Raw genomic sequence first — 25,687 nt, forward strand, 5'->3', positions numbered from 1 at the left:
GAATTAGCGATATAGGCTCTTCTGCAACTGCCCAAGCGTGGGTTTAGCGCAGCGCAGCTTGTGCCGAAGAGGTAGCCTTTTCCCGGCTTTTGCCGCGCCTGCTGATATTGCAGCGTAGCGGCCGCTTCCAGGTGCCTCGCCACGAGCATCGCCCGTCCCCAGCTTTATGAATCCTCCGCCTGCCCTGCGCGAATCCGCCGTACTCATTCCCGTGTTCCGCAACGCGGCCGGCGAACCTACGCTCGTGCTGGTGCGCCGCGGCGACCACGGCGTGCACGGCGGGCAGCTGGCGTTTCCCGGCGGCAAGCGCGACCCCACCGACGCCTCGCTGCTGGCCACGGCCCTGCGCGAAACCGAAGAAGAAATTGGGCTGCCCGCCACCGCCATCGACGTGCTGGCCGAGCTGCCGCCCTTGCAGACGCGCACCACGGGCTTTCACATTGCGCCGTTTCTGGCCCGCATAGCTCCGCCGCCCACGTGGCGCGCGGCCCAGCCCGAAATTGCCGAGGTGCTCGAAGTGCCCCTGCGCCACCTCGCCGACCCGGCCAACGCCGGCCAGGAGCACTGGCACTTCCCCGGCTGGCCCAACCCCGAGCCGGTGTCCTTCTGGCGGGTGGGGCCGCACTACCTGTGGGGCGCCACCTACCGCATGCTACACCCGTTGCTGCCGCGCCTGCTGGCGGGGGAGTGGGAACTGTAAAGGCGCACGCCAGCCGCCGCACCGCTCGCCGCTAAACAATCCTGCCGGGCAGGTGGTCTTAGAGCGTGCCGCTTTACACAATAGCGGCTCACAAGACACTAGCTCAATTTACTACTTATGAATATTGGAATCATTGGGGCCGGCTACATCGGCAGCGCCCTCGCCGGGCGGCTCACCAGCCTCGGCCACTCGGTATACATTGCCAACTCCCGCGGCCCCGAAACGCTGACGGACCTGGCCCAAAAAACCGGCGCTACCCCCGTTACGGCCCGGGAAGCCGCCCGCCACGGCGACATCATTGTGGTAACCATCCCGCTGAAAAGCATTCCCGACCTGCCCAAGGACCTGTTTGAGGGCGTGCCCGCCGACGTGCCCATCATCGACACCAGCAACTACTACCCCCTGCTGCGCGATGGCCAGCTACCCGAGCTGGAAAGCGGCGACCTCACCGAGAGCGAATGGGTGCAGCAGCACCTGGGCCGGCCGGTGGTGAAGGTGTTCAACAACATCTACGCCGCGCACCTCGAAAATTCGGGCAAGCCCGCCGGCACGCCCGGCCGCATCTCGCTGCCCGTGGCTGGCGACGATGCCGCCGCCAAGCAAAAGGTAATGGCCCTGGTAGAGGAGCTGGGCTTCGACGCCGTAGACGCCGGCAGCCTGCACGAGTCGTGGCGGCAGCAGCCGGGCACGCCATCGTACGGGGCCGATATGCCCGCCGCTGAGCTACAGCAGCACCTGGCCAGCCTGGGCACCAAGCGCACGCCCGAGCAGCACGCCCAATACGCGGCCAACCAAAACGCGGCGGAAAAACAAATGCAGGCCCAAGGCATCCAGTTGTAAGAACCGCCCAAACCAGCTTTGCGCCGCAACCGCTAGCCGGTCACCTCAGGCGCTCATCAAAAAGCCCCGGCAGTTGCCGGGGCTTTTTGATGAGCGCCTGTTTGATAAAGGAGCGTTGCCTGCCATGGTCCACTGTGAGCACCACTGCGCGCAACTGAAATTTTAAGGAATCGGATTTGCAAGACAAGCGTGTTTGGATTTTGCCAAAAACCACCTCTGGAACATCATGCTTTGACAAACTCAGCGTGACATGACTCTACCGTGTCGGTCCTGTTAACAGGGTTCCCACAGCTCAATTTTATTGCCGTCGGCGTCCAGGATATGGACAAACTTTCCATAGTCGGAGCTCTCAATGCTGTCCAGTATGGTGACGCCGTTTGCTTTGAGTTTGTCGACCAGGCCTTCGATATTCTGAACGCGGTAGTTAATCATGAATTCCTTGGTTGAAGGAGCGAAATAGTCACTCCCTTTTTTGAAAGGACTCCATTGCAGCTGGTTGATTTCGTCTGGTTGGTTAGCGTTTCTGGATTCAAAAGTTGAGCCCCATTCATTGACCTCAAACCCTAAGTTTTGGGCATACCACGCCCTCGTTTCCTGTGGATTATCTGAAAAAAAGAAAATACCCCCAATTCCAGTGACTTTGGGGGTGGTGTCGGGAGCTGAATAAGTATTGGTCGTTTCAGTATCTGGTTCTTCCATTTTTCTGTTTTTTAATTGTTGAGCTGCAGAAAATTGCGGCAGAGAAAAAGAAACAAGTCCGTGATTTGTGAGCGGCATTCCTGGGCTTCGTTCCGCATTAGGAAGGATTATAATCAGCTCCTTCCTGACAAGCAGTGGCAAGGTATCATTTCCTTGTTGCCGTTACGCGTTAGTGAATGTGCAGCCTCCGCCGCAATGGCAGGCACGAGCTACAAGGTCAATAACCGCATTATATCGCGCACATCGGTGTATGAAGCGCGAAGTCGTAAATTCGCCCTTACAAACAGAAAACACCGGTTTATGTAATAGCTGATTTCTTTCAAAAATCGAGTAGCCGCCCCGCGCTGTGGGCCGCTATATCCGTTCGCTTTTTTGAGAAAGAACTCATGCTACTTCTACAAAACCTCGGGTATGCACACCCCAACAAAGATGTATTGTTCGATGGCCTGAATCTGGCTGTCAACCACCACCAGAAGATTGCGCTAATTGGCAATAACGGCGTGGGAAAATCTACGCTGTTAAAAATTATTGCGGGTTTGTTGTTGCCCTCGGTTGGGCTGGTTACGGCCAGCTCGGCGCCGTATTATATCCCGCAGCATTTCGGGCAGTTCGACGGCCTGACCGTGGCGCAGGCGCTGCACATTGAAGGCAAAATCGCGGCACTTGCGGAAATCTTGGATGGCCAAGCGACCGACGCCAACCTGGCCGTGCTGGACGACGACTGGACCATCGAGGAACGGAGCCGGGAAGCCCTGCTGCAGTGGGGCCTGGCCGAGGTGGGCCTGATGCAACGGATGGCCAGCCTCAGCGGCGGGCAGAAAACCAATGTATTCCTGGCCGGCATTGCCATTCATCAGCCCGAAATCGTGCTGCTGGACGAGCCGAGCAACCACCTCGACACCGCCGGCCGGCAGCTGCTGTACGACTTCATCAAAGCCAGCCCAAGTACCCTGCTGGTGGTGAGCCACGACCGCAAACTGCTGAACCTACTCCCTTCGGTGTGTGAGTTGAGCCGGCGCGGCATTGCCCTGTACGGCGGAAACTACGAGTTCTACTCCGAGCAAAAGCAAGTGGAAAGCCACGCGCTGAACCAGGACGTGAAGAGCCGCGAAAAAGCCTTGCGCAAAGCCCGCGAAACCGAGCGCGAAGCCCTCGAACGCAAGCAAAAGCAGGACGCCCGCGGCAAGAAAAACCAGGACAAGGCCGGCCTGCCCGCCATTGTGCTGGGCATGATGCGCAACAGCGCCGAAAACAGCGCTTCCCGCCTCAAGGGCATTCATGCCGAGAAAGTGGGCGCGCTGTCGCAGGAGCTGAGCGAGCTGCGGAAGGAGCTGCCCGATACCGACAAAATGAAGTTCGGTTTCGACCAGTCGGCCCTGCACCGAGGCAAAGTCCTGTTCGCCGCCACCGGCCTGAACTACGGCTATGGCGCCCGCCAGCTGTGGCCCGAGGACCTGAGTTTCCAGCTGCACAGCGGCGAGCGGCTGGCGCTGCACGGGCCCAACGGCTCTGGCAAAACCACACTTATCAAGCTGCTGCTCGGCGACCTGGAACCTACGCGGGGCACGCTGCACCGGGCCGGGAGCAAAGCGGTGTTCATCGACCAGGATTATTCCCTCATCCACGACCAGCTGTCGGTGTACGAGCAGGCGCAGCACTTCAATGCGGCGGGGCTGCAGGAGCACGAAGTGAAGATTCGCCTCACCCGCTTCCTGTTTACGAAAGACTATTGGGCCAAACCGTGCCGTACCCTGAGCGGCGGCGAGAAAATGCGGCTGCTGCTCTGCTGCCTGATGATAAGCCACCAGGCGCCCGACCTCATCGTGCTGGATGAACCCACCAACAACCTCGACATCCAGAACCTGGAAATCCTGACGGCCGCCCTCCACGACTATCACGGCACCCTCGTGGTGGTGTCCCACGATGAATATTTCCTGCAGCAACTGCAGGTGGCACGAACCCTCCGGTTGGGCTAGCCTTTGAGAAACTGCAGCAGCTTGGAGGAGCTAAGAGTATAGGGTTCTAACGAGCTTCCCACCGCCCCGCCCGCTGCCCCCGCCGCTGAAGAAACTCAAGCTTCTGTGTTAATTATGTGAATCTGTATTTATTGTAGATTAATAACGGTCTTCTGGGTAAAGCGGGTATATTTCTTCTTCGTATTTATCCTTAAACCAGTCTTTATTAAAAAATAAGTATAAATCAAAAACGAAATTGATTATAAACGTAATTGTTATTGAAAAGCAGGTAAAGCCTATAATTTGACTGGTTAGTGGGCTGGTTTCAAAAAGGAGGGTGTATAACGGAATTACAACGCCAAATGCTAAAATAAATATTGTGTCAAATGAAATTGATGAAAAAGTGTTTGGTGATAGAGTGTAAAGTATTTTATCCATTTTATTTATCATAGCACCAATAAATTGCTCATAAATACCAGCTTGGTTCATTACAAACTTTGCCTTGTCTTTAGGGGCTTTTTCTTCAAGAGAAAAGCTTGGGATTAATTCTTCCATTCTCTTGTTCCAGTAGTCGTGCTGCTCATTATAATTGTAATTGAATGGCTCACTTAAGTATTTATATTTGTCAAAGGAATACCAAATGGCTCCACAGCACTCTTGTAGATACTGTAGTTTTTCTAGAGAAAACGTATATTCCGAATGCTTTCTATAGAAACTGATTCCACCTGCAGATGCTTCATAAGCAAAATCTCTTATTGCTGCATACAAATGCATTTTACCACTGTCTTGAGGTTTTACCTTTTCAGAGTTGATTAAATCATTTAGTTCTTCTTCAATCTCTAAAGAGGACCTGTAGTCGTTAAAGCTTCTGCCTTTTAAGAACTTGTTCCTTAGCATAGACACGATTGGCTCGCTAAACATGCCGAAATGCAATGTAAAATGCATAAACGACCGGAAAGCTGCTAGTTGCTTGCAGTCATTTCTATATTCTTGAATCAGTTGTTTTCTTTCAATGCCTCTCTCTGAAAACTTTGGCATTAGTATAGCAAACATCAAAGCTGTGAAAATACCGCTGGTTGTAATCAGCTGTTTTTGCAGTTCATCAGCTCGCTCTACGAACGGATGATTAATGTTTGTAGCCATTAAAGCGGCGATTGACGCGAGAATTATCATAAAAACTATTAGCACTCGTATTTTTCTATAGTATAGAAAATAGCTGAAAAGAACCCGCATGGTCTCGTTCTCTTGTTGGTGGAAATCGTTGCAATATGCTGTTGTGACAAATTTACTTATTGTTAGTTGTTTATAGCGGTGTTATCCGCCAAAAAGTCCGAAAGCCCACTCTCGCACCCCATTTGCTATTCCCTTCGTACACTTCCTAACCCGAAGCACCTACTTAGAGACTCGCATCATGGACTTTAAAAACTTCACCATCAAGGCGCAGGAGGCCGTGCAGAAGGCCACCGAAATCGCCGGGGGCAACCAGCAGCAGGCCGTGGAAACGGGCCATTTGCTGAAGGGCCTCTTCCAGAGCGACGAAAGCGTCTTCACGTTTCTGGCCAATAAGCTGGGCGCTAACCTCAACATCCTCACGCCGCGGCTCGATGCCATCGTGGCCGCTTACCCCAAGGTGAGCGGCGGCTCGCCCTACTTCGCCAACGAGGCCGCCGCCGCCGTGCAGCGCGCCAACACGGTGATGAAGGACATGGGCGACGAGTTCGTGTCGGTGGAGCACCTGCTGCTGGGCATCCTCGGCGGCAAGGACGCCGTGGCCACCCTGCTCAAAGACACCGGCTTTAATGAGAAAGACCTGAAAGCCGCCATTCAGGAGCTGCGCGGCGGCCGCAAGGTCACGAGCCCGAGCGCCGAAGACCAGTACCAGAGCCTGAACCGCTACGCCCGCAACCTCAACGAGCAGGTGCGCGCCGGCAAGATGGACCCCGTGATTGGCCGCGACGAGGAAATCCGCCGCGTGCTGCAAATCCTCTCGCGCCGCACCAAAAACAACCCCGTGCTGCTCGGCGAGCCCGGCGTGGGCAAAACCGCCATCGTGGAGGGCCTGGCCCAGCGCATCGTGGCCGGCGACGTGCCCGAAAACCTGCGCGACAAAACCATCATGAGCCTCGACATGGGCCTGCTGGTGGCCGGCGCCAAGTACAAGGGCGAGTTTGAGGAGCGCCTCAAAGCCGTCATCAAAGAAGTAACCGACTCGGATGGGCAAATTGTGCTCTTCATCGACGAGATGCACACCCTCATCGGGGCCGGTGGCGGGGGCGAGGGCGCCATGGACGCCGCCAACCTGCTCAAGCCCGCCCTGGCGCGCGGCGAGCTGCACGCCATCGGGGCCACCACGCTCAAGGAATACCAGAAGTACATCGAGAAAGACAAGGCCCTGGAGCGCCGCTTCCAGGCCGTGATGGTAGACGAGCCCACCCAGGAAGACGCCATCAGCATCCTGCGCGGCATCAAGGAGAAGTACGAGCTGCACCACGGCGTGCGCATCACCGACGACGCCGTGATTGCCTGCGTGGAGCTGAGCTCGCGCTATATCACCGACCGCTTCCTGCCCGACAAGGCCATCGACCTCATGGACGAAGCCGCCGCCAAGCTGCGCATTGAGCTGAACTCCATGCCCGTGGAGCTCGACGAAATCCAGCGCCGCATCATGCAGCTCGAAATTGAGCGCGAAGCCATTCGCCGCGAAAACAACAAGGACCGTGAAGCCATCCTCAGCAAGGAGCTGGCCGAGCTGAACGACCGCCGCGACAGCCTGAAGGCCCGCTGGGAAAGCGAAAAAGGCGTGCTTTCTGCCATCCAGGCCCAGAAAGAAGCCATCGAGCGCTTCAAGGTAGAAGCCGAGCAGGCCGAGCGCCAGGGCGACTACGCCCGCGTAGCGGAGCTGCGCTACGGCAAGATTCAGGAAGCCGAAGCCAAGCTCAAGGAGCTGCAGGAGCAGGCCAACGCCAACAAAGACGGCGGCACCCTGCTGCAGGAAGTAGTCACGGCCGAAAGCATTGCCGAGGTGGTGGCCAAGTGGACCGGTATTCCGGTGAGCAAGATGCTGCAGTCGGACCGCGAGAAGCTGCTGCACCTGGAAGAAGAACTGGGCAAGCGCGTGGCCGGCCAGAGCGAGGCCATCGCGGCCATTTCCGATGCCGTGCGCCGCTCCCGCGCCGGCCTGCAGGACCCCAAGCGGCCCATCGGCTCGTTTATCTTCCTGGGCTCGACGGGCGTGGGCAAAACCGAGCTGGCCAAGGCCCTGGCCGAGTACCTGTTCAACGACGAGAATTCGATGGTCCGCATCGACATGAGCGAGTTTCAGGAGCGCCACGCCGTGTCGCGCCTCATCGGGGCACCTCCCGGCTACGTGGGCTACGACGAAGGCGGCCAGCTCACCGAGGCGGTGCGCCGCAAGCCCTACTCGGTGGTGCTGCTCGATGAGATTGAGAAAGCGCACCCCGACGTGTTCAACATCCTGCTGCAAGTGCTCGATGATGGCCGCCTCACCGACAACAAAGGCCGGGTGGCGAACTTCAAGAACACCATCATCATCATGACCTCCAACACCGGGGCCGACATCATTCAGAAAAACTTCAAAGAGCTGAATGAGTACAACCACGACGAAGTGGTGGACCGCACCCGCGAGGAAGTCATCGAGCGCCTCAAGCAGCACATGCGCCCCGAGTTCCTGAACCGCATCGACGAAATTGTGATGTTCCAGCCCCTCAAGCGCAAGGAAATCCGCAAGATTGTCGACATCCAGTTCAAGCAAATCCAGCACCGCCTGGAAGAAGCTGGCATCCGGCTGGAAGCCACGCCCGAAGTGCTCGACTACCTGGGCGAGCAGGGCTACGACCCGCAGTTTGGCGCCCGCCCGCTCAAGCGCGTGCTGCAGCGCGTCATTCTCAACGAGCTGTCGAAGGACATTCTCTCCGGCCGCGTGCACAAAGACGCCGTGGTAGAAGCCGTGCTGGAAGACGGCCAGGTGAAATTCGAGAACGTGGAAATGCCCGCGGTGTAATTATTGAGCTGAATTAATTAATAAAAAAGCCCCGCTAGCAGTTGCTGGCGGGGCTTTTTTTGCATGTTAAACACTTCGTGCAATTGTAAACAAGAGCGTATTACTTGCCTACAAGTGGCATCCAACGCACTGCGTAGCGCGGCAATGGTTGTCCTCTTTCCAGCGCTGCAATAACCTCTCGTTCACGGCGGCGGCTGAATTGCACCATATTCATTGTGCCGATAACCAGTGCACTGACTCCCCCAATTATAGAGAAACCAGTATTGCGAAAGCTCTCTCCGCTGAGCGCGTAGCCTGTTCCGCTACCCAGCAAAACGCCTCCGCTCACTGCGCTGATGGTGCCGAATAAACGGCCTCTTTTGAAGAGTTTATGTATCGTCTGTCGCATGCTATCTGATAAGGAAGCAGTAGTGGCAGCCCGCACACGCGGAGAATCAGTAGGAGAGGGCTGCCCTACCTGCTCTGCTGCAGCAGGCAAGGCTACTTGAGCAAAACTGGCGTTGCCGGCAGCTAGTAACAGTAAGACGAGCAGAGTAATAATTCTCATGAGAAGGACGCTAATTAAGTGTGGTTAAAATACGGTCAGTAAAATTGAATAACGGGGATAATGAATGGTTTATTATAGCATTAGTTGAGCTGTATTCAAACTTGCGTCAGTTTAGCGCAGCGGGTACGCGAACTTGTTGTGACCGCTGCTGCATGAACCGCGGCCGTGGGGTGTGCCGAGTGGAAGGCGTAACCTTTTAGACGTATGAAAAGCTCCATTGGCTGTTGCTAGCAGCCTTTTTGTTAGTTGCAGTATCTATTTAGCAAAATAGTGCTTGCGTAATCGACTGGTGATATTCGCTGGCAATGCACCGCCTTGGTTATACGCGTCTATCACCGTTCTTTCTTGCTGCTCCGAAAAGCGCCTGCGTTTCCCTGAGGCTAATAACGCGGGCCCACCGCCGATGATAGCCGCTCCCAGAATAGTAGGAGCGGTGTAATCCTTTTCTGAGCGTCCCCAGTTCTGAAGCCCGACGGCAAGGAATACAAACGCGGCGGCAGCAGATAGCCCCACAATAGTTACCTCATCGGCTTCTCTGCGCATTGCTCTAAACAGGAAGTGGACGGCGGCTACCGTGTCGGCATGAGTAGTGCTGGCTCCTGTAATATTACCAGCTGGAGTTACAGCGGATTTTTCAGCTTTTGCTGCAACTGAAACAAGTGCATTCTGCGCGCACACCGGCAATGATAACCAGCCGATAAGGGACAAGAACAGTAGAATATGTTTCATAGAGAAAGGAGGTAGAGATGCAAAGAAACACATTATGATAAGCGCATTTATAAGACTAGCTTAGCTGCGTATAAATGCGAAGCTTCAACCAAACCCAATTTGCCATGCAGCCCACTGATTTGCTTAACCAAGAGGGGAATAGTGTTGAAGTTTTGTCACGTTCAGCTTTTGTAACTGGACGGAAAGTGGGCATCCTGCTATTGCTGCAGTTAGCTGCGGCGCTCACGCTGCCTTTTATCTTGGCGCATGCCATAACTGTGGGCTCTCCCGCTTTTCTTACTGCGGTGGCAAAGGAATCATTCCAAGTTCGCACGGCGGTGCTGCTCTCGTTCGTGGGTTCTGCGCTCACCGTTTATTTGGGTATCACGGCATTTCCGGTATTCCGGCGCTACAGTAAATCAGCGGCGCTATTGTTCCTGGTAGTATGTGCGGTCAGCTGCACCTTGGATGTCGTGCAGGCCGGCACCATTATGTCGATGCTGGCAATCAGCAATAGGTTCGTTGAAGCGGGTGCTGCTGCTGATTCTGAGCTGTATCAGGTGGTAGCTGCAGCCGTCGCTTCCGCCAGACGCTCGGCGCATGCCACGCAGCTGCTGGCCATTGGCGCCTGGATGTTTGTTTTCTATGTTTCACTGCTACGCTTCCAGCTGGTTCCGCGGGTGTTAGCGGTGGCAGGAGTCATTGGAGTCGCCCTTCAATTCACTGGTGTAACCTTGATGATGTTCCTGGGCTATCCATCCATCGGACAGATGGCCATGCCGCTGCTCCCCATTCAAATAGCAGTCGCAGTATGGCTGATTGCTAAGGGCTTTCGTGTACACCCCGCCGCGCCAAATCGGCGCGAGTTTAGCGCAGCGTAACTCGTGCCACAGTAATTCCTTCCAACTTCCTGCCCACTTGCCGCGTCAGCCACAGCCGCGGGGTGCATAGCTAGCTCAACAAAAGCGACGGCTGTATCTTGCGTGTCCCCAGTCCCGTAGCCTGCTTTATGGAACCCGTCCGCACCAAAGCCGAAGTTATCGAGCGCCTGCAGGCGCAGCGTGAGCAGCTGCGGGCCCTGGGCGTGGCGCAGTTGGGCTTGTTCGGTTCGTTCGTGCGCGACGAGGCCGGGCCGGAAAGCGACGTGGACTTGCTGGTGGACTTTCAGGAAGGTCAGAAATCTTTACACACGCTGGTGGCGTTGGGCGACTTCTTAGAAGACTTGCTGGGCCGAAAAGTGGAACTGCTGACCCGTCCGGGCCTTTCGCCCTACATCGGGCCTCATATTTTACAGAGCACGGAAAATGTCCTCGCCACCGCCGCTTGAGCGATTGATGCACATCCGGGATGAGGTGCTATTCTTGCAGCGGTGCCGGTCAACGTACGAGTTGGGAACGATAATTCACGATGAAACGCTGAGCCGTGCTGCGGTGCGCAGCCTGGAAATCATTGGCGAGGCCACGAAGAATGTACCGATGGCTTGGCGTGATGCCTATCCGCAAGTGCAGTGGAAAGGCATTGCTGGCATACGTGACCGCATGATTCACCACTATTTTGACATTGACTTTGAAATAGTAGGAGCTGTGCTGGAAAACGACCTCGACATACTTGGCAAAACCGTAGCACTAATGCTGTCAGAATTGCCCAATAACTCGCTGCATTTCTCTTGAAACTCCCGTTACCTTGGCCGCTGCAGCCACAGTTTCGGAAATTGATAACTCAAAAAAGGCCCTGGCTAATCTAGCCAGGGCCTTTTTTGTGTCCTGATTTAAAAACAAATCCTAGAAATCCTTTGCATTTAGGCGGCCGGCCATGCTTTTGGGCAATGCTTTTCCGCTGCGGTAAGCGTTTTCGAGCTCGGTTTGCCTCGCTTCCGAAAAGCGCACCAGCTTCCCGATGCCAACAGCAGCAGGCATGCCCGCAAATACGCCGAATACCACAGCCAGCCCACCGGCATCGGGGCCCGAAGTAGTAACGTTGGGGCTGGGAGAGACCGGCTCGGCCGTAGCGGCGCGAACGGAGGCCAGGGTGCCACCTACTGCTACGTAAAGCCAGTTTCTGCCACCTTTCCGCCGCCGCTCAAACATATGCCCGAGGGCCCTCAGTGTGTCCTGACGGCCCGCTGATAGGGGAGCAACAATCTGAGTTGCTGGTGCAGGAGTTGTAGCAGCAGGCGTTGGCGCAGTTGCAGGTGCCGGGGCAGTCTGAGCCCGCAATGGCAAATATGACCCACCGAGTAAGAATAAGAACAGTAGAGATTTTTTCATGTGGCAGAAAAAATTGAAAACTGGTTTGCGTTTTGGTGTGGCAGCAAGACTAGCAACAACCTCAATCTGAGGATTGCAAAAAGCTGGACGGTTTGGAAATTGCCGCAAGATAAGTAGACTCAGTTCTAACTGGCTATTTAAATTATTCCGTGATTCTATCGGAAGCCGGCTGAGTACTCCCGCGAAACGCGCATTCAATAAAATTCCGACCTTCGCCTTCCGGCCTAGTTGTCAAGAATGCCTTTTTGATGTCTGTATTTCAAACTTACCTGCAGCTCGGGTTCCTGCACATTTGCACGCCCCGGGCGGCCGACCACCTCACGTTTTTGCTGGCGCTGTGCGCGCCCTACGTCCTGGCCGACTGGCGCCGGGTGCTGGCGTTAGTCACCAGCTTCACGGTGGGCCACTCGCTCACACTGGCCCTGGCTACGTTGGGCGTGGTAGCGTTCAATCCGGCCGTGATTGAGGCCCTGATTCCGATTACCATCATGGTTACGGCGTTGCTCAATTTGCGCAGCGCCAACAGCCGGGTGCTCCGGCCGCGGGCGCCGGTGGTGATAGCCGCTGCGCCCAATGCCCTGGCGCTGGGGTTTGGCCTCATTCACGGCCTGGGGTTTTCTAACTACCTGCGCGCCTTGCTCGGGGCCAACAGTCGCCCCATCAAGGAGCTGCTGGCCTTCAACGTAGGCGTTGAGCTAGGGCAGGTGCTAATTGTGAGCGTCATTTTGCTGGCAGGGGCGTTGCTGCTGCGGGGGCTGGGCGTGGCGCGGCGCGACTGGCTGCTCACCACCAGCGGCGCCGCTCTGGGCATTGCCACGGTGCTGCTGCTACAGCAGTTGTGGCCTTGATGGAGGAATTTTTCTTGCCGCTACCTGTTGGGGTGGCAGTTACCCCAATTATTTGCGGGAAGCGCCGCCACCTCTGGTGTATCTTCGTCGACTTTCTCAGCTACGGCTTCTTTTGCTTTTTTCTCCTTTACATTTTTCTATGCGTCGTTTTCTATTTGCCGGCTTGGTGCTGGCTTTGGCGGGCCATCGGCCGGCTTTAGCTCAGACCACCAATTCGGGTACCGACAAATTTGCGCAGCTTGAAACGCTGCTGCCCACGCCCAATACCTACCGCACGGCCAGCGGCGCACCCGGCAAAGACTACTGGCAGCAGCGCGCCGACTACGACATCAAGGTGTCGCTCGACGACGCCAAGCAGGCCATCACGGGCCGCGAAACCATCACCTACACCAACCTGTCGCCGGATGTGCTGCCTTACCTGTGGGTGCAGCTCGACCAGAACATTCTGGATAAAAATTCGATAACAAAGGCCACGGAAGTAGGCCAGCTGCAGGATAAAATGTCGTTCAACGCCCTGGAAGGCATGCTATCGGATTTCGACGGCGGCTTCAAGATTGAGAGCGTGACGGGCAAAGACGGCAAGGCCCTGAAGACAGTGACCAACCACACCATGATGCGCGTGGACCTGCCCTCGCCCTTGCGCCCGGGCCAGTCCTTCGCTTTCAACGTGAAGTGGCACTACAACATCAACGACCAGCTGAAAATCAACGAGCGCAGCGGCTACGAGTATTTTCCGGAGGACAAAAACTACCTCTACGAAATCGCGCAGTTCTACCCGCGTATGGCCGTGTACTCCGACAACCAGGGCTGGCAGCACAAGCAGTTCCTGGGCAATGGCGAGTTCACCCTGCCCTTCGGCGATTACAAGGTGAGCATCACCGCGCCGGCCGACCACATCGTGGGCGCCACGGGCACGCTCCAGAATGCCTCGCAGGTGCTTACTGCCACCCAGCAAAAGCGCTTCGAGCAGGCCAAAACGGCCAAGAAGCCGGTGCTCATCGTCAGCCAGGAGGAAGCCGTGAAGGCCGAAGGCAAACGCGCCACCGGCACTAAAACCTGGAGCTTCGCGGCCAAAAACGTGCGTGACTTCGCTTGGGCCAGCTCGCGTAAATTCATCTGGGACGCCATGCAAATCAAGCAGGAGGGTAAGCCCGTGATGTGCATGTCGTACTACCCCAAGGAGGGTAACCCGCTCTGGGGCAAGTACTCCACCGAAGTGGTGGCCCACACCATTAAGACGTACTCCAAGTTCACGATTCCCTACCAGTACCCGGTGGCTATTTCGGTGCACGGCCCAGTGGGCGGCATGGAGTATCCGATGCTTTGCTTCAACGGCGGCCGGCCCGAGAAGGACGGGACGTATTCGGCACAGCGGAAATACGGGATGATTTCGGTGATTATCCACGAAGTGGGCCACAACTTCTTCCCCATGATTATCAACTCCGATGAGCGGCAGTGGACGTGGATGGACGAGGGCTTGAACACTTTTGTGCAGTACCTCACCGAGCAGGAGTGGGAGCGCAACTACCCGTCGTCGCGCGGTGAGCCCCGGAATATGGTGAACTACATGCTCACCGACAAGACCCTGCAAACGCCGATTATGACCAACTCAGAGTCGGTGCTGCAGTTCGGCAACAACGCCTACGGCAAGCCGGCCACGGCGCTGAACATCCTGCGCGAGACGGTGATGGGCCGCGAGCTGTTCGACCACGCCTTCAAGACTTACGCCCAGCGCTGGGCCTACAAGCACCCGACGCCGGCCGACTTCTTCCGCACCATGGAAGACGCCTCGGCCGTGGACCTGGACTGGTTCTGGCGCGGCTGGTTCTACACCACCGACCGCACCGACATCGCTCTGGAATCGGTGAAAAGCTACGAGATGAGTACCAAGAACCCGCAGGTGGAAAACGCCCGCCTGCAACAGCAGCAAGCCGCCGCCCCGGCCTCCATCTCGGCCCAGCGCAACGCCCAGGACCTCAAGAGCACGCTCGTCGACGAGAAGCCCGAACTCAAGGACTTTTACAACAACTTCAACCCCTTGGCCGTGACACCAGCTGACCAGCAGCGCTACACGGCTTACATGGGCACCCTGAGCCCCGAGCAGCAGCAGCGCCTGGGCCAGGAGCAGCACTTCTACGAACTGAGCTTGCGCAACGTCGGCGGGTTGGTGATGCCCGTGATTGTACAACTCACTTACGCCGACAACTCGCAGGAAATTCAGACTATTCCCGCGGAAATCTGGCGCAAGAACAACGCGCAGGTGAGCAAGGTGATTGTGACCAAGAAGCCGGTCATCAGCTTCGTGCTCGACCCCTTCCAGCAGACGGCCGACACAGATTTGAGCAACAACGCCTTCCCCCGCCAGCCCGCTGCCTCCCGCTTCGAGCTCTTCCAGCAGCAGCAGCAGGCCCAGCCTAACCCCATGCAGCAGGCAGCCCAATCGACCAGCCCCATGCAAAAGCAGGAGCAAAAGCCTACTGGCGGCACCAAATAAGCAGCCCGATACATTCTGCACTACACAAAAAAAGCAGCTCAATTGAGCTGCTTTTTTGTGTAGTGCAGTTAGGAATTGGCGGCACCTCACCCTGACGGGCACGGCCCCTCTCCGGCGGAACGGGGACCCACGGTGGCGCACCTGTCATTGCGAGCGCAGCGCGGCAATCCGTCCTCTCACTGCGACCAACGCCGAGTTGTGACAAACTCATTTGAAGCGAAAAGCCCCGGCACTGCGCAGTGCCGGGGCTTTTCACATTATTGGGCTGGTCGCTGAGAACGGGACGGATTGCCGCGCTGCGCTCGCAATGACAGCACCGCGCCGCGGTAGGGGGGAGGCGCCGCTAAGACACGCGCTTCTTTTCTCCGCCCACCATGCGCGAAATCAGCCCGTGGTCCTCACTGATTTCGGCCCACACCACGCCTACCACATGGATGACAATGAAGCCGATAATCAGGAACATGGTCACGTTGTGCGTTTCCTCGGCCAGGTGATGGATGCCCTTCAGCCAGGATACGTCCTCATATATCAAAATGAGGCCGGTTGCTACCATAATGGTGATGAAGAGGTAAAACAGTGCGTAGGTGGCTTTGGCGAACAGAATTTTACCGGCTTTGCTCTTGTCGGCGGGCGGGGCCAGGCGGTAGCGACGCAGAATTTCCATCAGCCGCGCCGAGAAGCGCAGCTCCGAAGGCCCCGTCAGCTGCAGGCCGAACCGCATCACCCAAAGCGCCACCAGTGCCCACCCGAAGTAAATGTGCCAGGCCCAGATACGCTCGCTGATGATGTGGGCCAGCTCGCGTGCCTGTGGCACTGAAACATCTTTGCCGGAAGACTGAAGCTCCGATACTGCCGATTTGGATTTGACAATCACCTTCTGAAACAGAATGGTCATCAGCTGTAGACTGATGAGCAGCGCGTTGGCCCAGTGCCAGAACCGCATCGAGGCGCGGTAGTCTTTGATAGGTACTTCGACGGCAGGGGCAATACTGGTGTTCATAGGCGGTCAGAAAATCAAATGGTAATGGCAGTTGCGGCTTCTACGGTAGCGGCTGGCAGCGGTTCGGTGCGGCCGGGGTAAGCCAGCAGGGCAAGCTCCAGGCAGGTGAGGGCCGCCGCCAAATCGGTGCGGTTGAGCACGTAGGCCAGGCGCACTTCCTGCCGCCCCAGGCCCGGCGTTTGGTAGAAGCCGTTGGCCGGCGAAAGCATCAGGGTTTGGTTTTCGTAGGAAAAGCTTTCCAGCAGCCACCGGCCAAACTCCTCGGTGTCGTCGACGGGCAGGTGGGCCAGTACGTAAAACGCCCCGCCGGGGCGCGGGCACACCACGCCGGGCATGGCCTGCAGGCGCGCCACGGTCAGGTCGCGCCGGGCCAGGTACTCGGCCTTGCTCTCGTCGAAATACGACTCGGGCAGCTCCGAAGCCGCTTCGGCCAGCAGCATGCCCAGGCCGGGCGGGCTCACCCGCATCTGGGCAAAGCGGAAGGCGGCCATGTACACTTGCTTATTGAGCGTGACCAGCGCGCCCACGCGGGCCCCGCAGGCGCTGTAGCGCTTCGAAATGGTATCCACCACCACCACGTGCTGCTCGGCCCCGGGCAGCTGCAGCGCGCTCACGTAGGGCGCGTCGTAGCAAAATTCCCGGTAGGCCTCGTCCGACAGCAGGTACAGGTCGTGCGCTTGGCACAGCCCGAGAATGCTTTCCAGCTCGGCGCGGCTGTACACGTAGCCGGTGGGGTTGCTGGGGTTGCAGATGAGAATGGCCCGCGTGCGGGGCGAGAGCACGCGCTCAAAGTCGGCCAGCGGGGGCAGGGCAAACCCGTTTTCGATGTGCGCCGTGACGGGCACAATGGTCACACCGGCCGCGATAGCAAAGGCCGTGTACGTGCCATAAAACGGCTCCGGGATAATGACTTCGTCGCCGGGGTTGAGGCAAGTGAGCAGGGCAAACAGAATGGCCTCGCTGCCACCGGTAGTCACGATAATGTCCTCGAAGGCCACTGGCAGGCTGGCCCGCTGGTAGTAGGCCGCCAGTTTGCGCCGGTAGCTTTCGGTGCCCGCGCCGTGGCTGTAGCCCAGCACGCGCACGTCGGCGGTGCGCACCGCTTCCATAGCAGCGGGCGGAGTCTCAATGTCGGGTTGGCCGATGTTGAGCGGGTACACAATTTTGCCCTGAAGCCGGGCTGCTTCGGCATAAGGCGCTAGCTTACGAAACGGCGAAACGGGCATGGCCTGCCCTCGCAGTGATACTTCTAACATATAGGTAAAGTTAAGAGCGGCCACCCGGCTAAGCGCCAGAAAGCCTGATGACTAAGCGGCCGGCCCCAGGCTGGCACCGCGCCAGAACGTGGGCCCGGCCGCTTCGTCATCTGCGAAATATAATTCCCAGAGGCGGTTATAAGTACTTCTTGTAGAGATTATAGAGAATGCGGTTGTCGGCGTCGGTCAGCGGCGCGGTTACATTTTGCTGAATGAAATGGCGCTTGAACGCCTGAATGGCCGCCGGCAAGTCGCGGGTGTCGTACCCAATGATACGCAACGCTTCCTGCGGGTTGAAAGTCGCCTGCGCCCCGTTTAGGCGCGCCAGCTGCGCATCAACAATAGCAGTATCCCGCAGGATGGAGCCCAGCGAATTGCCGTTGGGCAAGGGCAGGCTGCCGGCCAGGGCCACTGTGCTGTCCACCAGCGTGCTATCGGGCAGGGTGGGGGTACCGGGCGGGCTGGGAAGCGGGCCCGCATCGTACCACAGGCCAAACCCGTTATCGGCCAGCCGCTTCCAGGGAAACAAGGCGCTGGGGTCGTTTTTGCGGCTGGGGGCAATGTCAGAGTGGCCAATGAAATTGGCCGTGGGGATGCCGTAGGCCTTCTTTAGGCCCGCCAGCACTTTCAGCAGGCTGGCTATTTGCAGCTCGCTGAAGGGCTCGGTGCCGTTGTTATCCAGCTCAATTCCGATGGACGCGGAGTTGATGTCGGTGGTGTTGCCCCACTTGGCCACGCCGCCGTGCCAGGCCCGCAGGTAGTCGTTGAGCATGTGGTACACCTGGCCGTCGCGCCCAATCACGTAGTGCGCGCTCACCTGGGTGCGGGGTAGCGTAAACGTCTTCAGCGTCTGCGCCGTGGAGTCCTGGGCCGTGTGGTGGATAACGACCAGGTTGGGCTTGCGCAGGTTGAAGTTGGTGGTGCCCACCCAATACTTGCCCAGCAGCAGGCTATCGGCCCCCGGCGTGGGCACAGGCATCGTGCGCAAGGACTTGGCGTAGGCCTTCACCTGCTTCTTGTAGGAGCGGTTGGTGGTGGCGTAGGGGTTCTGCACGGCGCAGGAAGCAAGAGTGGCCGCCACCATGCCAAGCAATAAATTCAGAAATCTAGTTTGAGTCATAGAGCACGAAGAAAGCACCAAAGGTCAATGGTTGAGCCGTAAGATTGGCTTCGGACAGGACATCTTACTACAACACCATTACCTTGGATGAAAGGCAAAACTAGTGTTTGCTACCTTGCCGAAATTCGCTTCACGTAGCTCAAGAATGAAAATTCTACTCATCGGCGGCACAAAGTTCCTGGGGCGCCACTTGGTTGTGGCGGCACAGGAACGTCGGCACGACGTCACGATTTTCCATCGCGGCCATCACTCATCGGCTGGCCTCGAAGGAATTGAAGAAATATGTGGCGATAGAAACGAAGACTTGAGCCAACTGCAGGGCCGCCAGTGGGACGCCGTAATTGACACCTGCGGCTACCTGCCGCAAACCGTCAAAGCATCGGCCGAGGCCTTGAGAAACGCCGCCGGGCAGTACGTTTTCATTTCCAGTGTTTCGGCCTACACCGATTTCAAGCTAGCCGATTATAACGAAACGACTCCGCTGGCCACCCTGACCCCCGCGCAAGCGGCGACGGTGGCCGCCATCGACCCCAAAGCAGATATCACGGCTGCCGGCCTAGGAGAGCTGTATGGCGCCCTAAAAGCAAGGTGCGAGCACGAGGCCCAGCAGGTTTTCGACGCCCGTACCCTGGTTATTCGGCCGGGCTTACTAGTCGGCCCCCTGGACCCCACTGACCGGTTCACTTATTGGGTCAGTCGGGTGGCCCGGGGCGGCGAGGTGCTGGCACCGGGCAGCCCCAATCGGTTCGTTCAATTTATGGATGCCCGGGACTTAGCCCAATGGATTGTTGAGCTACTAGAGCGCAACGCCGCCGGTGTTTTTAATGCGGCCTGCCCTCCATTCAGCCTCACGTTTGCCCAACTGCTGGAAGCCATAAAGGCCGTGAGCCAGAGCGACGCCTATTTTACGTGGGCCGACGACGCATTTCTAAAGCAGCAAGGGGTGAAGGAGTGGAGCGAGATGCCCCTGTACTTAGCTCAATCCAGCCAGGAAACCAGTGGTTTTATGGCGGCAAACATCGACAAAGCCCTTGCCGCAAACCTCACGTTCCGTCCCCTTGCCGATACCATTCGGGACACGCTGGCGTGGCATGCCACCCAGCCCGGTCCCCTACAAGCAGGCCTTGAATATGCGCGAGAAAAAAAGCTGCTAGATACCTGGCACCGCACCAGCAAAGGCGCTGGTATTACTCCGGCTGCCGATACCCGATGAGGTTTTAGCTCAAGACCATCAAACAGAAGAAGGCCCCCGCAACAGCTGTTGCGGGGGCCTTCTTCTGTTTAGCGCTTAGGAATCGCCGCTTTACTTGGCGTACGCCACGGCGCGCATCTCCCGGATTACGGTGATTTTAATTTGGCCCGGGTACTGCATTTCCTTCTCAATCTTCTGCGAGATTTCGAAACTCAGCTCGGCGGCGCGCTCGTCGGTCACGTTCTCGGCGTCTACCATCACGCGCAGCTCGCGGCCGGCCTGAATGGCAAAGCACTGGTTCACGCCCTTGAAGCCGTTGGCGGTTTCTTCGAGCTGCTTGAGGCGCTTGATGTAGCTTTCCATCATCTCGCGGCGGGCGCCGGGGCGCGAGCCCGAAATGGCGTCGCAGGCCTGCACGAGCGGCGAAATCATGGCCGTCATCTCAATTTCGTCGTGGTGGGCACCGATGGCGTTCACCACGTCGGGGTGCTCTTTCCATTTCTTGGCCATCTCCATGCCCAGGATGGCGTGGGGCAGCTCGGGCTCCTCGGTGCTCACCTTGCCGATGTCGTGGAGCAGGCCGGCGCGCTTGGCTTTCTTCACGTCGAGGCCCATCTCGGCGGCCATGGTGGCGCAGAGGTTGGCTACTTCGCGTGAGTGCTGCAGCAGGTTTTGGCCGTAGCTGGAGCGGAAACGCATGCGGCCCACCATCTTAATCAGCTCGGGGTGCAGGCCGTGAATGCCGAGGTCGATGATGGTTTTTTCGCCGATTTCGACGATTTCCTCCTCGATGTTCTTGCGCGTTTTGGCCACAATTTCCTCCACGCGGGCGGGGTGAATCCGGCCGTCCTTCACTAGCAAGTGCAGGGAAAGGCGGGCAATTTCGCGGCGCACCGGGTCGAAGCCCGAGATGATGATGGCCTCGGGGGTGTCGTCCACAATGATTTCAACGCCGGTAGCGGCTTCCAGCGCGCGGATGTTGCGGCCCTCGCGGCCGATGATTTTACCTTTTACGTCGTCGCTTTCAATGTTGAAAATCGACACGCAGTTCTCAATGGCGTGCTCCGAAGCGGTGCGCTGAATCGTTTCCAGCACAATCTTCTTGGCGTCCTTGGTAGCCGTCAGCTTGGCCTGGGCCACGGTGTCCTTCACGTAGGAGCTGGCCTGAATCTGGGCTTCGTTTTTCAGCGATTCTACCAGCTGCTCGCGGGCCTCGGCGGCCGTCAGGTTGGCGATGGTTTCGAGCTGGCGCTGCACCGAGTGGAGCTGCTCTTCGGCTTCTTTTTGCTTTTCTTCCAGCTCAGCCATCGCCTCTTCGTGGTCGATGCGGCGCTTTTCGGCCTGGCTTTCCAGCTTGTCGCGCAGCTGCTGGGTGTCAGTTTGGTTTTTCTCGCGGGCTTTTTCCAGCTCCACTTCCTTGCGCTGCAGCTGCTCGAGCTGGCGCTGGGTGGTTTCGGTGAGCAGCTTGATGCTCTGCTCTTGCTCTACTACGCCCTGGCGGCGGTCGGTTAGCTCTTGCTCGAGGGCCTGCTTGAGGCGGCGGCTTTCGACATCAAACTCGTTGCGGAGGTTCTTGAACTTGTTCTTGGACTGCTCCAGGCGCTCGTCGGCCTGCTTGATTTTCTCGTCGCGGAGGCGGTTGCCTTTCTCCTCGGCGTCGCGGAGGATTTGTTGGGCCCGGGCCGTGGCCTGGCCTTCGTGGTCCAGCCGGGCTTTGCCGGCCAGCTGCTTGCCAATCACGAAGCCCGCCACAAGGGCGACCACCGCGGTCAGCAAACAGTACATTATTATGGGGGACATATCAGTATGGTTTTGGAATGGGTGAAAACCATAACTGGGAGGAACAGTTTTGCCCGGGCTAAAGCGGTAGCGGCCGATTGCCGCGCCGCCCTGCCGGGCCAACGAGTGTGCGGTGCCGGGCGAGGGGATTACCTCGCCGGCACCACGCCTGATAGCAGCTCGTCGAAACGAGCCAGCCGCTCGGTTAGCGCCGCATCGGTGCCATCCTTTTCCTTGCTCACTTTCAATTGGTCGGCCATGGTGGCCAGCGCAATCATGGCCAGTAAGTCCTGCTTGTCCTGAATGCCGTAGCCCTCCCGAAACTCGCGCAGCTTGTCGCTCAGCAGCCGCCCGGCCAAGCGCAGCCGTTCCTCATCCTGCACAGATACGCGCATGGGATAGTCCCGGTCAGCAATACGAATTTTGATGGCTAGTTCGCTCATAAGGCGGAAGTTACGGCGGTGGGGGTGAAGGTCAGTGGGTTAGTCTCTCAAATAGGCAAGACACTTGTCCAGTTCGCGGATGTATTCGTTGAGGCGCAGTTTTAATTCGTTGGCGTGGGTGGGTTCCCCAGCTATGGTGTGTACAAGTTTAACAATATTTTCCTGGTTTTGTCGCTCCTTGAGCTGTCGGTCTCGCTCGCGCACATCGGCCCGCAGCTGCTGCACGGTGGTATTGGCATCGGCCAGCTCTTCACGCAATTGCTGATAGGCAGCCACTAAGGTGGTAATCTGCCGCTCCAGGCGGTCGAGTTGCGCAAGCTGTTGGGAAGAGGCCACGGTCGAGATAATTTTTGCGTGAAGATAAAGCGGGTCCCCGAAAGCTACGCTTTACCAGGGACCCGCTTGCAACTTACTACTCAGGCAGCTTTGTAATTGGTCTAGCTGGCCGGCTGAAATGGAAGCCTTGCTAAGAAGCTGAACCATGTCTTTATAAACAAGAACGTCCTGCTGAAAAAAGAACGTCATGCTGAGCGGAGCCGAAGCATCTCTACCGCTTCGTTTGATTTACTCTCGTGGTAGAGATGCTTCGGCTCCGCTCAGCATGACCGTTCAGTTAATGGGAAGATGCTGTTCAACCCGCTCCGCCGGCTAGCCTTTTTTCGTCTTGGTTTTCATTTTGCCATTGCCGTCTTTGGTTTTGGTCTTCTCATCAGCCGGAGCTGCGGCTGCCGGAGCTGCGGCTGCCGGAGCCGCGGCTGCCGGGGCTTGGGTGGCCGCCGGCGCCGCAGCCACTACCGGCTTGCCATCCAAATCCAGCTCAACTACGGGGTAGCCCAAGGCTTGCAGGGCGGGCAGTTGCTTGCGGTCGCCCACCACCACGATGTACATCTTGTCGGCCGGCAGGTACTTCTTGGCCGAGGCCTGCACGTCTTCCTTGGTCAGCTTCTTGAGAATCTGGCTGCGCTCGTCCACAAACGAGGTGGGCAGGTTATACTCTACAATGCGGCTCAGAAACAGAGCTTTCTGCGGGCCGGTTTCGTAGCGCAGGGCGTCGCTCTGGCCAATGGACGTTTGCATGAGGCTCAGTTCTTCGTCGGAAATGCCGTTGGGGAAGTTGGTGATTTCGCTCATGAACTCCTTCACCGAGGGCGCCGTGGCATCGGCGCGCACGCCGGCCTGGGCCGTGAACGGGCCCGCATAGCTGGTGCCGGCAAAACCCGAGCGGGCGCCGTAGGTGTAGCCCTTGCTTTCGCGCAGGTTCATGTTGATGCGCGAGGTAAAGCCATCACCCAGCAGGTAGTTGGCCAGGTAGGCGCGGTAGAATTCGCCGGTAGCGTCGTAGGGCAGGGCCAGGTAGCCGATGCGGATTTCTGACTGCGCGGCGCCGTCCTTATTCACGAAGTATACCGTGGTTTTGTCGGGCTGAGTCGCGGACAGGGCCACGTACAGGGTCACGTCCTTCTTGGGCCACGCTTTAAGGAAAGCCAGCTTGGGCGCAATCTCCTTTTGGTCTACATCGCCTACTATGGTGAGGAAGCTAACGTTGGGCGCGTAGTTCTGCTGGTAGAACTGTTTCACGTCGTCGAGCGTGAGGCTGCCGACGGTAGCGGCATTGCCACTGGCCGGAATGCTCATCACGTCGTTGGGGCCGTAGAGCAGGCGGCTGTAGGTTTTGTCGGCAATGACTACCGGCAGGGTGTTCTGGTTGGCAATGCCTTCCAGGGTTTGCTTTTTCACGCGGCCAAAATCAGCGGGGTCGAAGCGCGGGTGCATGAGCCGCTCCTCTACCAAAGCAAGGGTGGCTGGCAGGTGTTTGGTCAGGCTGCGCACTGACACTAAGGTGCGGTCATCGCCAGCTGAGACCTGCACGCTGCTGCCCAGCTTGTCCAGGGCAGCTGTGAATTCCTCGGCCGTGTACTTCTCCGTCCCTTCGTTAAGCATGGCCGCCGTGAGGCTGGCCAGACCGGCTTTGGCGGGGTTGGCCTGCTCCAGCCGGTGACCGCCCAAGATGGTGAGCAGCATGGTCACGGCCGGAATCTCCGTGTTGCGCGTGCCGATGACCTTCAGGCCGTTGGCAAATTCCTCCCGGTACAAGGCCGGTACTTTTACAACCGGGTTGGCACCCGCGGCGGGTGTCTTGCTGCGGTCAAAATTGTCGGTGGCCTTCACGTATTTCAGGCCGGCGTATTCATCTTTGGGAGCCTTGTAAGCCGACTTGTCGATGGTGAAGTTGTCGGGCTTGGCCGGGGCCACGCCGCCGGTTTTGGGCACCACGCTTAAGATAACGGCGTGCTTGCCTTTGAGGTACTTGTCGTACACGCGCTGCACGTCGGCTTTGCTCAAGGCCTTGAGCTCTTTGGTCTCAACCGTGATGTAGTTCGGGTTATTGAAGAAGGTCTGGTTGGCGGCGAGCTGGCTCACTTTGCCGCTCACGCTGGCCAGGCCGTTCACCATCTGGGCTTCGGTTTGGGCCTTGAAGCGCCGCAGGTCGTCGTCGGTCACGCCGCGCTTCTCAAACTCGGCCATGGTGCTGCGCACGATGGTTTCAAGGCTGTCGAGGCCTTTGCCCGGAAAGGCGCGGGCCACAAAGCTGAACTGGCCAGCCAGCTCTGAGCCCCGCTGTGAGGCATTGGCCTGCACGGCCTTCTGGCTTTTCACCAGGTTTTTGTAGAGCAGGGAGGTTTTGCCCCCGCCCAGGATTTCCGACAATGCGCTCAGGGCCAAATCGTCCGGGTGGCCGGCGGGCACGGTCGGGTAGGTCATCTGCAGCATCGGGAAGCGGATATTGTCCTGGTAGCTCACGTAGCGGTCGGCGGTAAGCACCGGCGTAGCCACTTTGGCTTTGGCCACGGCCGGGCCGCGCTTGATGGAGCCGAAGTACTTTTCTACCAGCTTCACCACCTGGGCCGGCTGCACGTCGCCGCCTATGGTGATTGTGGCGTTGTTGGGCCCGTACCAGCGCAGGAAAAATTTCTTCAAGTCCTCTACGTTGGAGCGGTCCAGGTCTTCCAGGTAGCCGATGGTCATCCAGGAATAGGGGTGCCCGTAGGGGTAGAGCGTCTTGCTCACGTATTCGCCGGCGAGACCGTAGGGGCGGTTGTCGTAGTTCTGACCCCGCTCGTTCTTCACGGTTGCGCGCTGCACCTCAAACCGCTCCTGCGTAACGGCGTCGAGCAGGAAGCCCATGCGGTCGGCTTCCAGCCACAGGGCGCGCTCCAGCTGATTGTTGGGCAAGGTTTCGTAGTAGTTGGTGCGGTCTGTGTTGGTGGAGCCATTGTTTTGGCCCCCGGAGCCGATGGTCATCCGGTCGAAGGTGCCCTTCGGCGCGTGGTCAGAGCCTTCAAACATCATGTGCTCGAAGAAGTGAGCAAAGCCGGACTTGCCAATCTGCTCGCGGGCCGAACCCACGTGGTAGGTCACATCCACGTGTACCAAGGGGTCGGAATGGTCTTCGGATACGATGAGGGTCAGACCATTGGGCAGCACGTACTTCTCGTAGGGAATCACGAGCTGGCCGGGCTGCTTGGTCACCTTTTCCACCAGCTTGGTGCCGCCAGGCGTAGCCGTTAGGGCCTTGCCGGAAACAGCAGCAGGCTTAGCAGTTGGTTTGGGCGCTGGCTTTTGCTGCGCTATGGCCGGAGCCGCGGCTAGCCAGGCCGCACACAGAAGGGGTAAAGTCGAATACTTCATGCAAGAGAAAAAGAGAAGGATGTCAGAAAAACAGGATGAATCAGTCTGCAACTTAGCCACGCGAATGTGACTGTGGCGCACGGCAGCCGCGCAAAGCACCGTTGCTGTTTGGGTAAAGGTGATAAAGC

At 57.9% G+C, this 25,687-nt stretch carries 22 protein-coding genes; 10 read left to right on the forward strand and 12 right to left on the reverse strand.

All coding sequences use genetic code 11. The annotated features are described in order from the left end of the window. The first annotated feature begins 166 nt into the window (after positions 1–166). Positions 167–700, forward strand: coding sequence for an NUDIX hydrolase (locus LJ738_RS00680; protein ID WP_227784402.1), 534 nt, complete (start codon positions 167–169; stop codon positions 698–700). A gap of 117 nt (positions 701–817) precedes the next feature. Then, positions 818–1,540, forward strand: coding sequence for an NADPH-dependent F420 reductase (locus tag LJ738_RS00685; RefSeq protein WP_227784403.1), 723 nt, complete (start codon positions 818–820; stop codon positions 1,538–1,540). A gap of 273 nt (positions 1,541–1,813) precedes the next feature. Here LJ738_RS00685 and LJ738_RS00690 read toward each other — a convergent pair whose 3' ends face one another. After that, a complete protein-coding gene (locus tag LJ738_RS00690) occupies positions 1,814–2,380 on the reverse strand; it encodes a VOC family protein (protein ID WP_317206780.1) in 567 nt (188 codons plus the stop codon). A 245-nt stretch (positions 2,381–2,625) separates the two neighbouring features. Here LJ738_RS00690 and LJ738_RS00695 point away from each other — a divergent pair, with 245 nt between their 5' ends. Then, complete coding sequence (locus tag LJ738_RS00695; RefSeq protein WP_227784404.1) at positions 2,626–4,215, forward strand: ABC-F family ATP-binding cassette domain-containing protein; 1,590 nt, start codon at positions 2,626–2,628, stop codon at positions 4,213–4,215. A 138-nt stretch (positions 4,216–4,353) separates the two neighbouring features. Here the strand turns inward: LJ738_RS00695 and LJ738_RS00700 are convergent, their stop codons facing one another. Further along, positions 4,354–5,367: a hypothetical protein gene (locus LJ738_RS00700; protein ID WP_227784405.1), complete on the reverse strand. Its 1,014-nt coding sequence runs from the start codon at positions 5,365–5,367 to the stop codon at positions 4,354–4,356. Positions 5,368–5,605: 238 nt separating this feature from the next. Between LJ738_RS00700 and clpB the strand changes: the two genes are divergently transcribed. Then, positions 5,606–8,215, forward strand: a complete 2,610-nt coding sequence (clpB, locus tag LJ738_RS00705; protein ID WP_227784406.1) for an ATP-dependent chaperone ClpB — start codon at positions 5,606–5,608, stop codon at positions 8,213–8,215. 100 nt (positions 8,216–8,315) lie between these two features. On the opposite strand, the gene LJ738_RS00710 is transcribed toward clpB, so the two are convergent. Beyond that, on the reverse strand, positions 8,316–8,762 hold the full coding sequence (locus LJ738_RS00710) for a hypothetical protein (protein ID WP_227784407.1): 447 nt from the start codon (positions 8,760–8,762) through the stop codon (positions 8,316–8,318). A 255-nt stretch (positions 8,763–9,017) separates the two neighbouring features. Further along, a complete protein-coding gene (locus LJ738_RS00715) occupies positions 9,018–9,491 on the reverse strand; it encodes a hypothetical protein (protein WP_227784408.1) in 474 nt (157 codons plus the stop codon). Between the two features lie 74 nt (positions 9,492–9,565). Between LJ738_RS00715 and LJ738_RS00720 the strand changes: the two genes are divergently transcribed. The 3 genes from LJ738_RS00720 to LJ738_RS00730 all read left to right on the forward strand — a co-directional run bounded on the left by LJ738_RS00720 (position 9,566) and on the right by LJ738_RS00730 (position 11,140). Continuing rightward, on the forward strand, positions 9,566–10,351 hold the full coding sequence (locus tag LJ738_RS00720; RefSeq protein WP_227784409.1) for a DUF4386 domain-containing protein: 786 nt from the start codon (positions 9,566–9,568) through the stop codon (positions 10,349–10,351). Positions 10,352–10,479: 128 nt separating this feature from the next. Next, positions 10,480–10,797, forward strand: coding sequence for a nucleotidyltransferase family protein (locus LJ738_RS00725; RefSeq protein WP_227784410.1), 318 nt, complete (start codon positions 10,480–10,482; stop codon positions 10,795–10,797). Further along, positions 10,775–11,140, forward strand: coding sequence for a HepT-like ribonuclease domain-containing protein (locus tag LJ738_RS00730; protein ID WP_227784411.1), 366 nt, complete (start codon positions 10,775–10,777; stop codon positions 11,138–11,140). Before LJ738_RS00725 ends, LJ738_RS00730 begins: the two co-directional genes overlap by 23 nt. 111 nt (positions 11,141–11,251) lie before the next feature. Here LJ738_RS00730 and LJ738_RS00735 read toward each other — a convergent pair whose 3' ends face one another. Further along, positions 11,252–11,557, reverse strand: coding sequence for a hypothetical protein (locus tag LJ738_RS00735; RefSeq protein WP_227784412.1), 306 nt, complete (start codon positions 11,555–11,557; stop codon positions 11,252–11,254). 428 nt (positions 11,558–11,985) lie between these two features. Here LJ738_RS00735 and LJ738_RS00740 point away from each other — a divergent pair, with 428 nt between their 5' ends. Then, complete coding sequence (locus LJ738_RS00740) at positions 11,986–12,585, forward strand: HupE/UreJ family protein (protein ID WP_227784413.1); 600 nt, start codon at positions 11,986–11,988, stop codon at positions 12,583–12,585. Positions 12,586–12,724: 139 nt separating this feature from the next. Then, positions 12,725–15,079 carry a M1 family metallopeptidase gene (locus tag LJ738_RS00745; RefSeq protein ID WP_227784414.1) on the forward strand — a complete coding sequence of 785 codons (2,355 nt, stop codon included), beginning with the start codon at positions 12,725–12,727 and terminating at the stop codon, positions 15,077–15,079. A gap of 343 nt (positions 15,080–15,422) precedes the next feature. On the opposite strand, the gene LJ738_RS00750 is transcribed toward LJ738_RS00745, so the two are convergent. The 3 genes from LJ738_RS00750 to LJ738_RS00760 form a co-directional block, all read right to left on the reverse strand. Further along, positions 15,423–16,079: a cytochrome b/b6 domain-containing protein gene (locus tag LJ738_RS00750; RefSeq protein WP_227784415.1), complete on the reverse strand. Its 657-nt coding sequence runs from the start codon at positions 16,077–16,079 to the stop codon at positions 15,423–15,425. A gap of 14 nt (positions 16,080–16,093) precedes the next feature. After that, positions 16,094–17,335, reverse strand: a complete 1,242-nt coding sequence (locus tag LJ738_RS00755; RefSeq protein WP_227784416.1) for a pyridoxal phosphate-dependent aminotransferase — start codon at positions 17,333–17,335, stop codon at positions 16,094–16,096. A gap of 136 nt (positions 17,336–17,471) precedes the next feature. After that, positions 17,472–18,455, reverse strand: a complete 984-nt coding sequence (locus tag LJ738_RS00760) for an N-acetylmuramoyl-L-alanine amidase (RefSeq protein ID WP_227784417.1) — start codon at positions 18,453–18,455, stop codon at positions 17,472–17,474. A gap of 145 nt (positions 18,456–18,600) precedes the next feature. Here LJ738_RS00760 and LJ738_RS00765 point away from each other — a divergent pair, with 145 nt between their 5' ends. After that, positions 18,601–19,668, forward strand: coding sequence for an NAD-dependent epimerase/dehydratase family protein (locus LJ738_RS00765; RefSeq protein WP_227784418.1), 1,068 nt, complete (start codon positions 18,601–18,603; stop codon positions 19,666–19,668). A gap of 90 nt (positions 19,669–19,758) precedes the next feature. On the opposite strand, the gene rny is transcribed toward LJ738_RS00765, so the two are convergent. The 4 genes from rny to LJ738_RS00785 form a co-directional block, all read right to left on the reverse strand. Next, the gene (gene rny, locus LJ738_RS00770) at positions 19,759–21,447 is read right to left on the reverse strand and encodes a ribonuclease Y (protein ID WP_227784419.1); all 1,689 of its coding nucleotides are present in this window, start codon (positions 21,445–21,447) and stop codon (positions 19,759–19,761) included. A gap of 128 nt (positions 21,448–21,575) precedes the next feature. Further along, on the reverse strand, positions 21,576–21,869 hold the full coding sequence (locus LJ738_RS00775; protein ID WP_068188626.1) for a cell division protein ZapA: 294 nt from the start codon (positions 21,867–21,869) through the stop codon (positions 21,576–21,578). Between the two features lie 39 nt (positions 21,870–21,908). After that, positions 21,909–22,205 (reverse strand): hypothetical protein, encoded by a 297-nt coding sequence (locus LJ738_RS00780; RefSeq protein WP_227784420.1) that lies wholly within the window; start codon positions 22,203–22,205, stop codon positions 21,909–21,911. A gap of 312 nt (positions 22,206–22,517) precedes the next feature. Next, positions 22,518–25,559 carry a M16 family metallopeptidase gene (locus LJ738_RS00785; protein WP_227784421.1) on the reverse strand — a complete coding sequence of 1,014 codons (3,042 nt, stop codon included), beginning with the start codon at positions 25,557–25,559 and terminating at the stop codon, positions 22,518–22,520. Between the last annotated feature and the right edge of the window lie 128 nt (positions 25,560–25,687).

The organism is Hymenobacter plasmatis (assembly GCF_020711255.1).
In the GTDB taxonomy this organism is placed as follows: domain Bacteria; phylum Bacteroidota; class Bacteroidia; order Cytophagales; family Hymenobacteraceae; genus Hymenobacter.

Bases quoted from the DNA above. Each gene is read 5' to 3' on its own strand.
- LJ738_RS00745 (WP_227784414.1), top strand. From the start codon at position 12,725: ATGCGTCGTTTTCTATTTGCCGGCTTGGTGCTGGCTTTGGCGGGCCAT.
- LJ738_RS00710 (WP_227784407.1), bottom strand. From the start codon at position 8,762: ATGAGAATTATTACTCTGCTCGTCTTACTGTTACTAGCTGCCGGCAAC.
- LJ738_RS00775 (WP_068188626.1), bottom strand. From the start codon at position 21,869: ATGAGCGAACTAGCCATCAAAATTCGTATTGCTGACCGGGACTATCCC.
- LJ738_RS00760 (WP_227784417.1), bottom strand. From the start codon at position 18,455: ATGACTCAAACTAGATTTCTGAATTTATTGCTTGGCATGGTGGCGGCC.
- LJ738_RS00685 (WP_227784403.1), top strand. From the start codon at position 818: ATGAATATTGGAATCATTGGGGCCGGCTACATCGGCAGCGCCCTCGCC.
- LJ738_RS00680 (WP_227784402.1), top strand. From the start codon at position 167: ATGAATCCTCCGCCTGCCCTGCGCGAATCCGCCGTACTCATTCCCGTG.
- LJ738_RS00725 (WP_227784410.1), top strand. From the start codon at position 10,480: ATGGAACCCGTCCGCACCAAAGCCGAAGTTATCGAGCGCCTGCAGGCG.
- LJ738_RS00785 (WP_227784421.1), bottom strand. From the start codon at position 25,559: ATGAAGTATTCGACTTTACCCCTTCTGTGTGCGGCCTGGCTAGCCGCG.
- LJ738_RS00765 (WP_227784418.1), top strand. From the start codon at position 18,601: ATGAAAATTCTACTCATCGGCGGCACAAAGTTCCTGGGGCGCCACTTG.
- LJ738_RS00700 (WP_227784405.1), bottom strand. From the start codon at position 5,367: ATGATAATTCTCGCGTCAATCGCCGCTTTAATGGCTACAAACATTAAT.
- LJ738_RS00695 (WP_227784404.1), top strand. From the start codon at position 2,626: ATGCTACTTCTACAAAACCTCGGGTATGCACACCCCAACAAAGATGTA.
- LJ738_RS00715 (WP_227784408.1), bottom strand. From the start codon at position 9,491: ATGAAACATATTCTACTGTTCTTGTCCCTTATCGGCTGGTTATCATTG.
- LJ738_RS00740 (WP_227784413.1), top strand. From the start codon at position 11,986: ATGTCTGTATTTCAAACTTACCTGCAGCTCGGGTTCCTGCACATTTGC.
- LJ738_RS00730 (WP_227784411.1), top strand. From the start codon at position 10,775: ATGTCCTCGCCACCGCCGCTTGAGCGATTGATGCACATCCGGGATGAG.
- LJ738_RS00750 (WP_227784415.1), bottom strand. From the start codon at position 16,079: ATGAACACCAGTATTGCCCCTGCCGTCGAAGTACCTATCAAAGACTAC.
- LJ738_RS00720 (WP_227784409.1), top strand. From the start codon at position 9,566: ATGCGAAGCTTCAACCAAACCCAATTTGCCATGCAGCCCACTGATTTG.
- LJ738_RS00755 (WP_227784416.1), bottom strand. From the start codon at position 17,335: ATGTTAGAAGTATCACTGCGAGGGCAGGCCATGCCCGTTTCGCCGTTT.
- rny (WP_227784419.1), bottom strand. From the start codon at position 21,447: ATGTCCCCCATAATAATGTACTGTTTGCTGACCGCGGTGGTCGCCCTT.
- LJ738_RS00735 (WP_227784412.1), bottom strand. From the start codon at position 11,557: ATGTTTGAGCGGCGGCGGAAAGGTGGCAGAAACTGGCTTTACGTAGCA.
- clpB (WP_227784406.1), top strand. From the start codon at position 5,606: ATGGACTTTAAAAACTTCACCATCAAGGCGCAGGAGGCCGTGCAGAAG.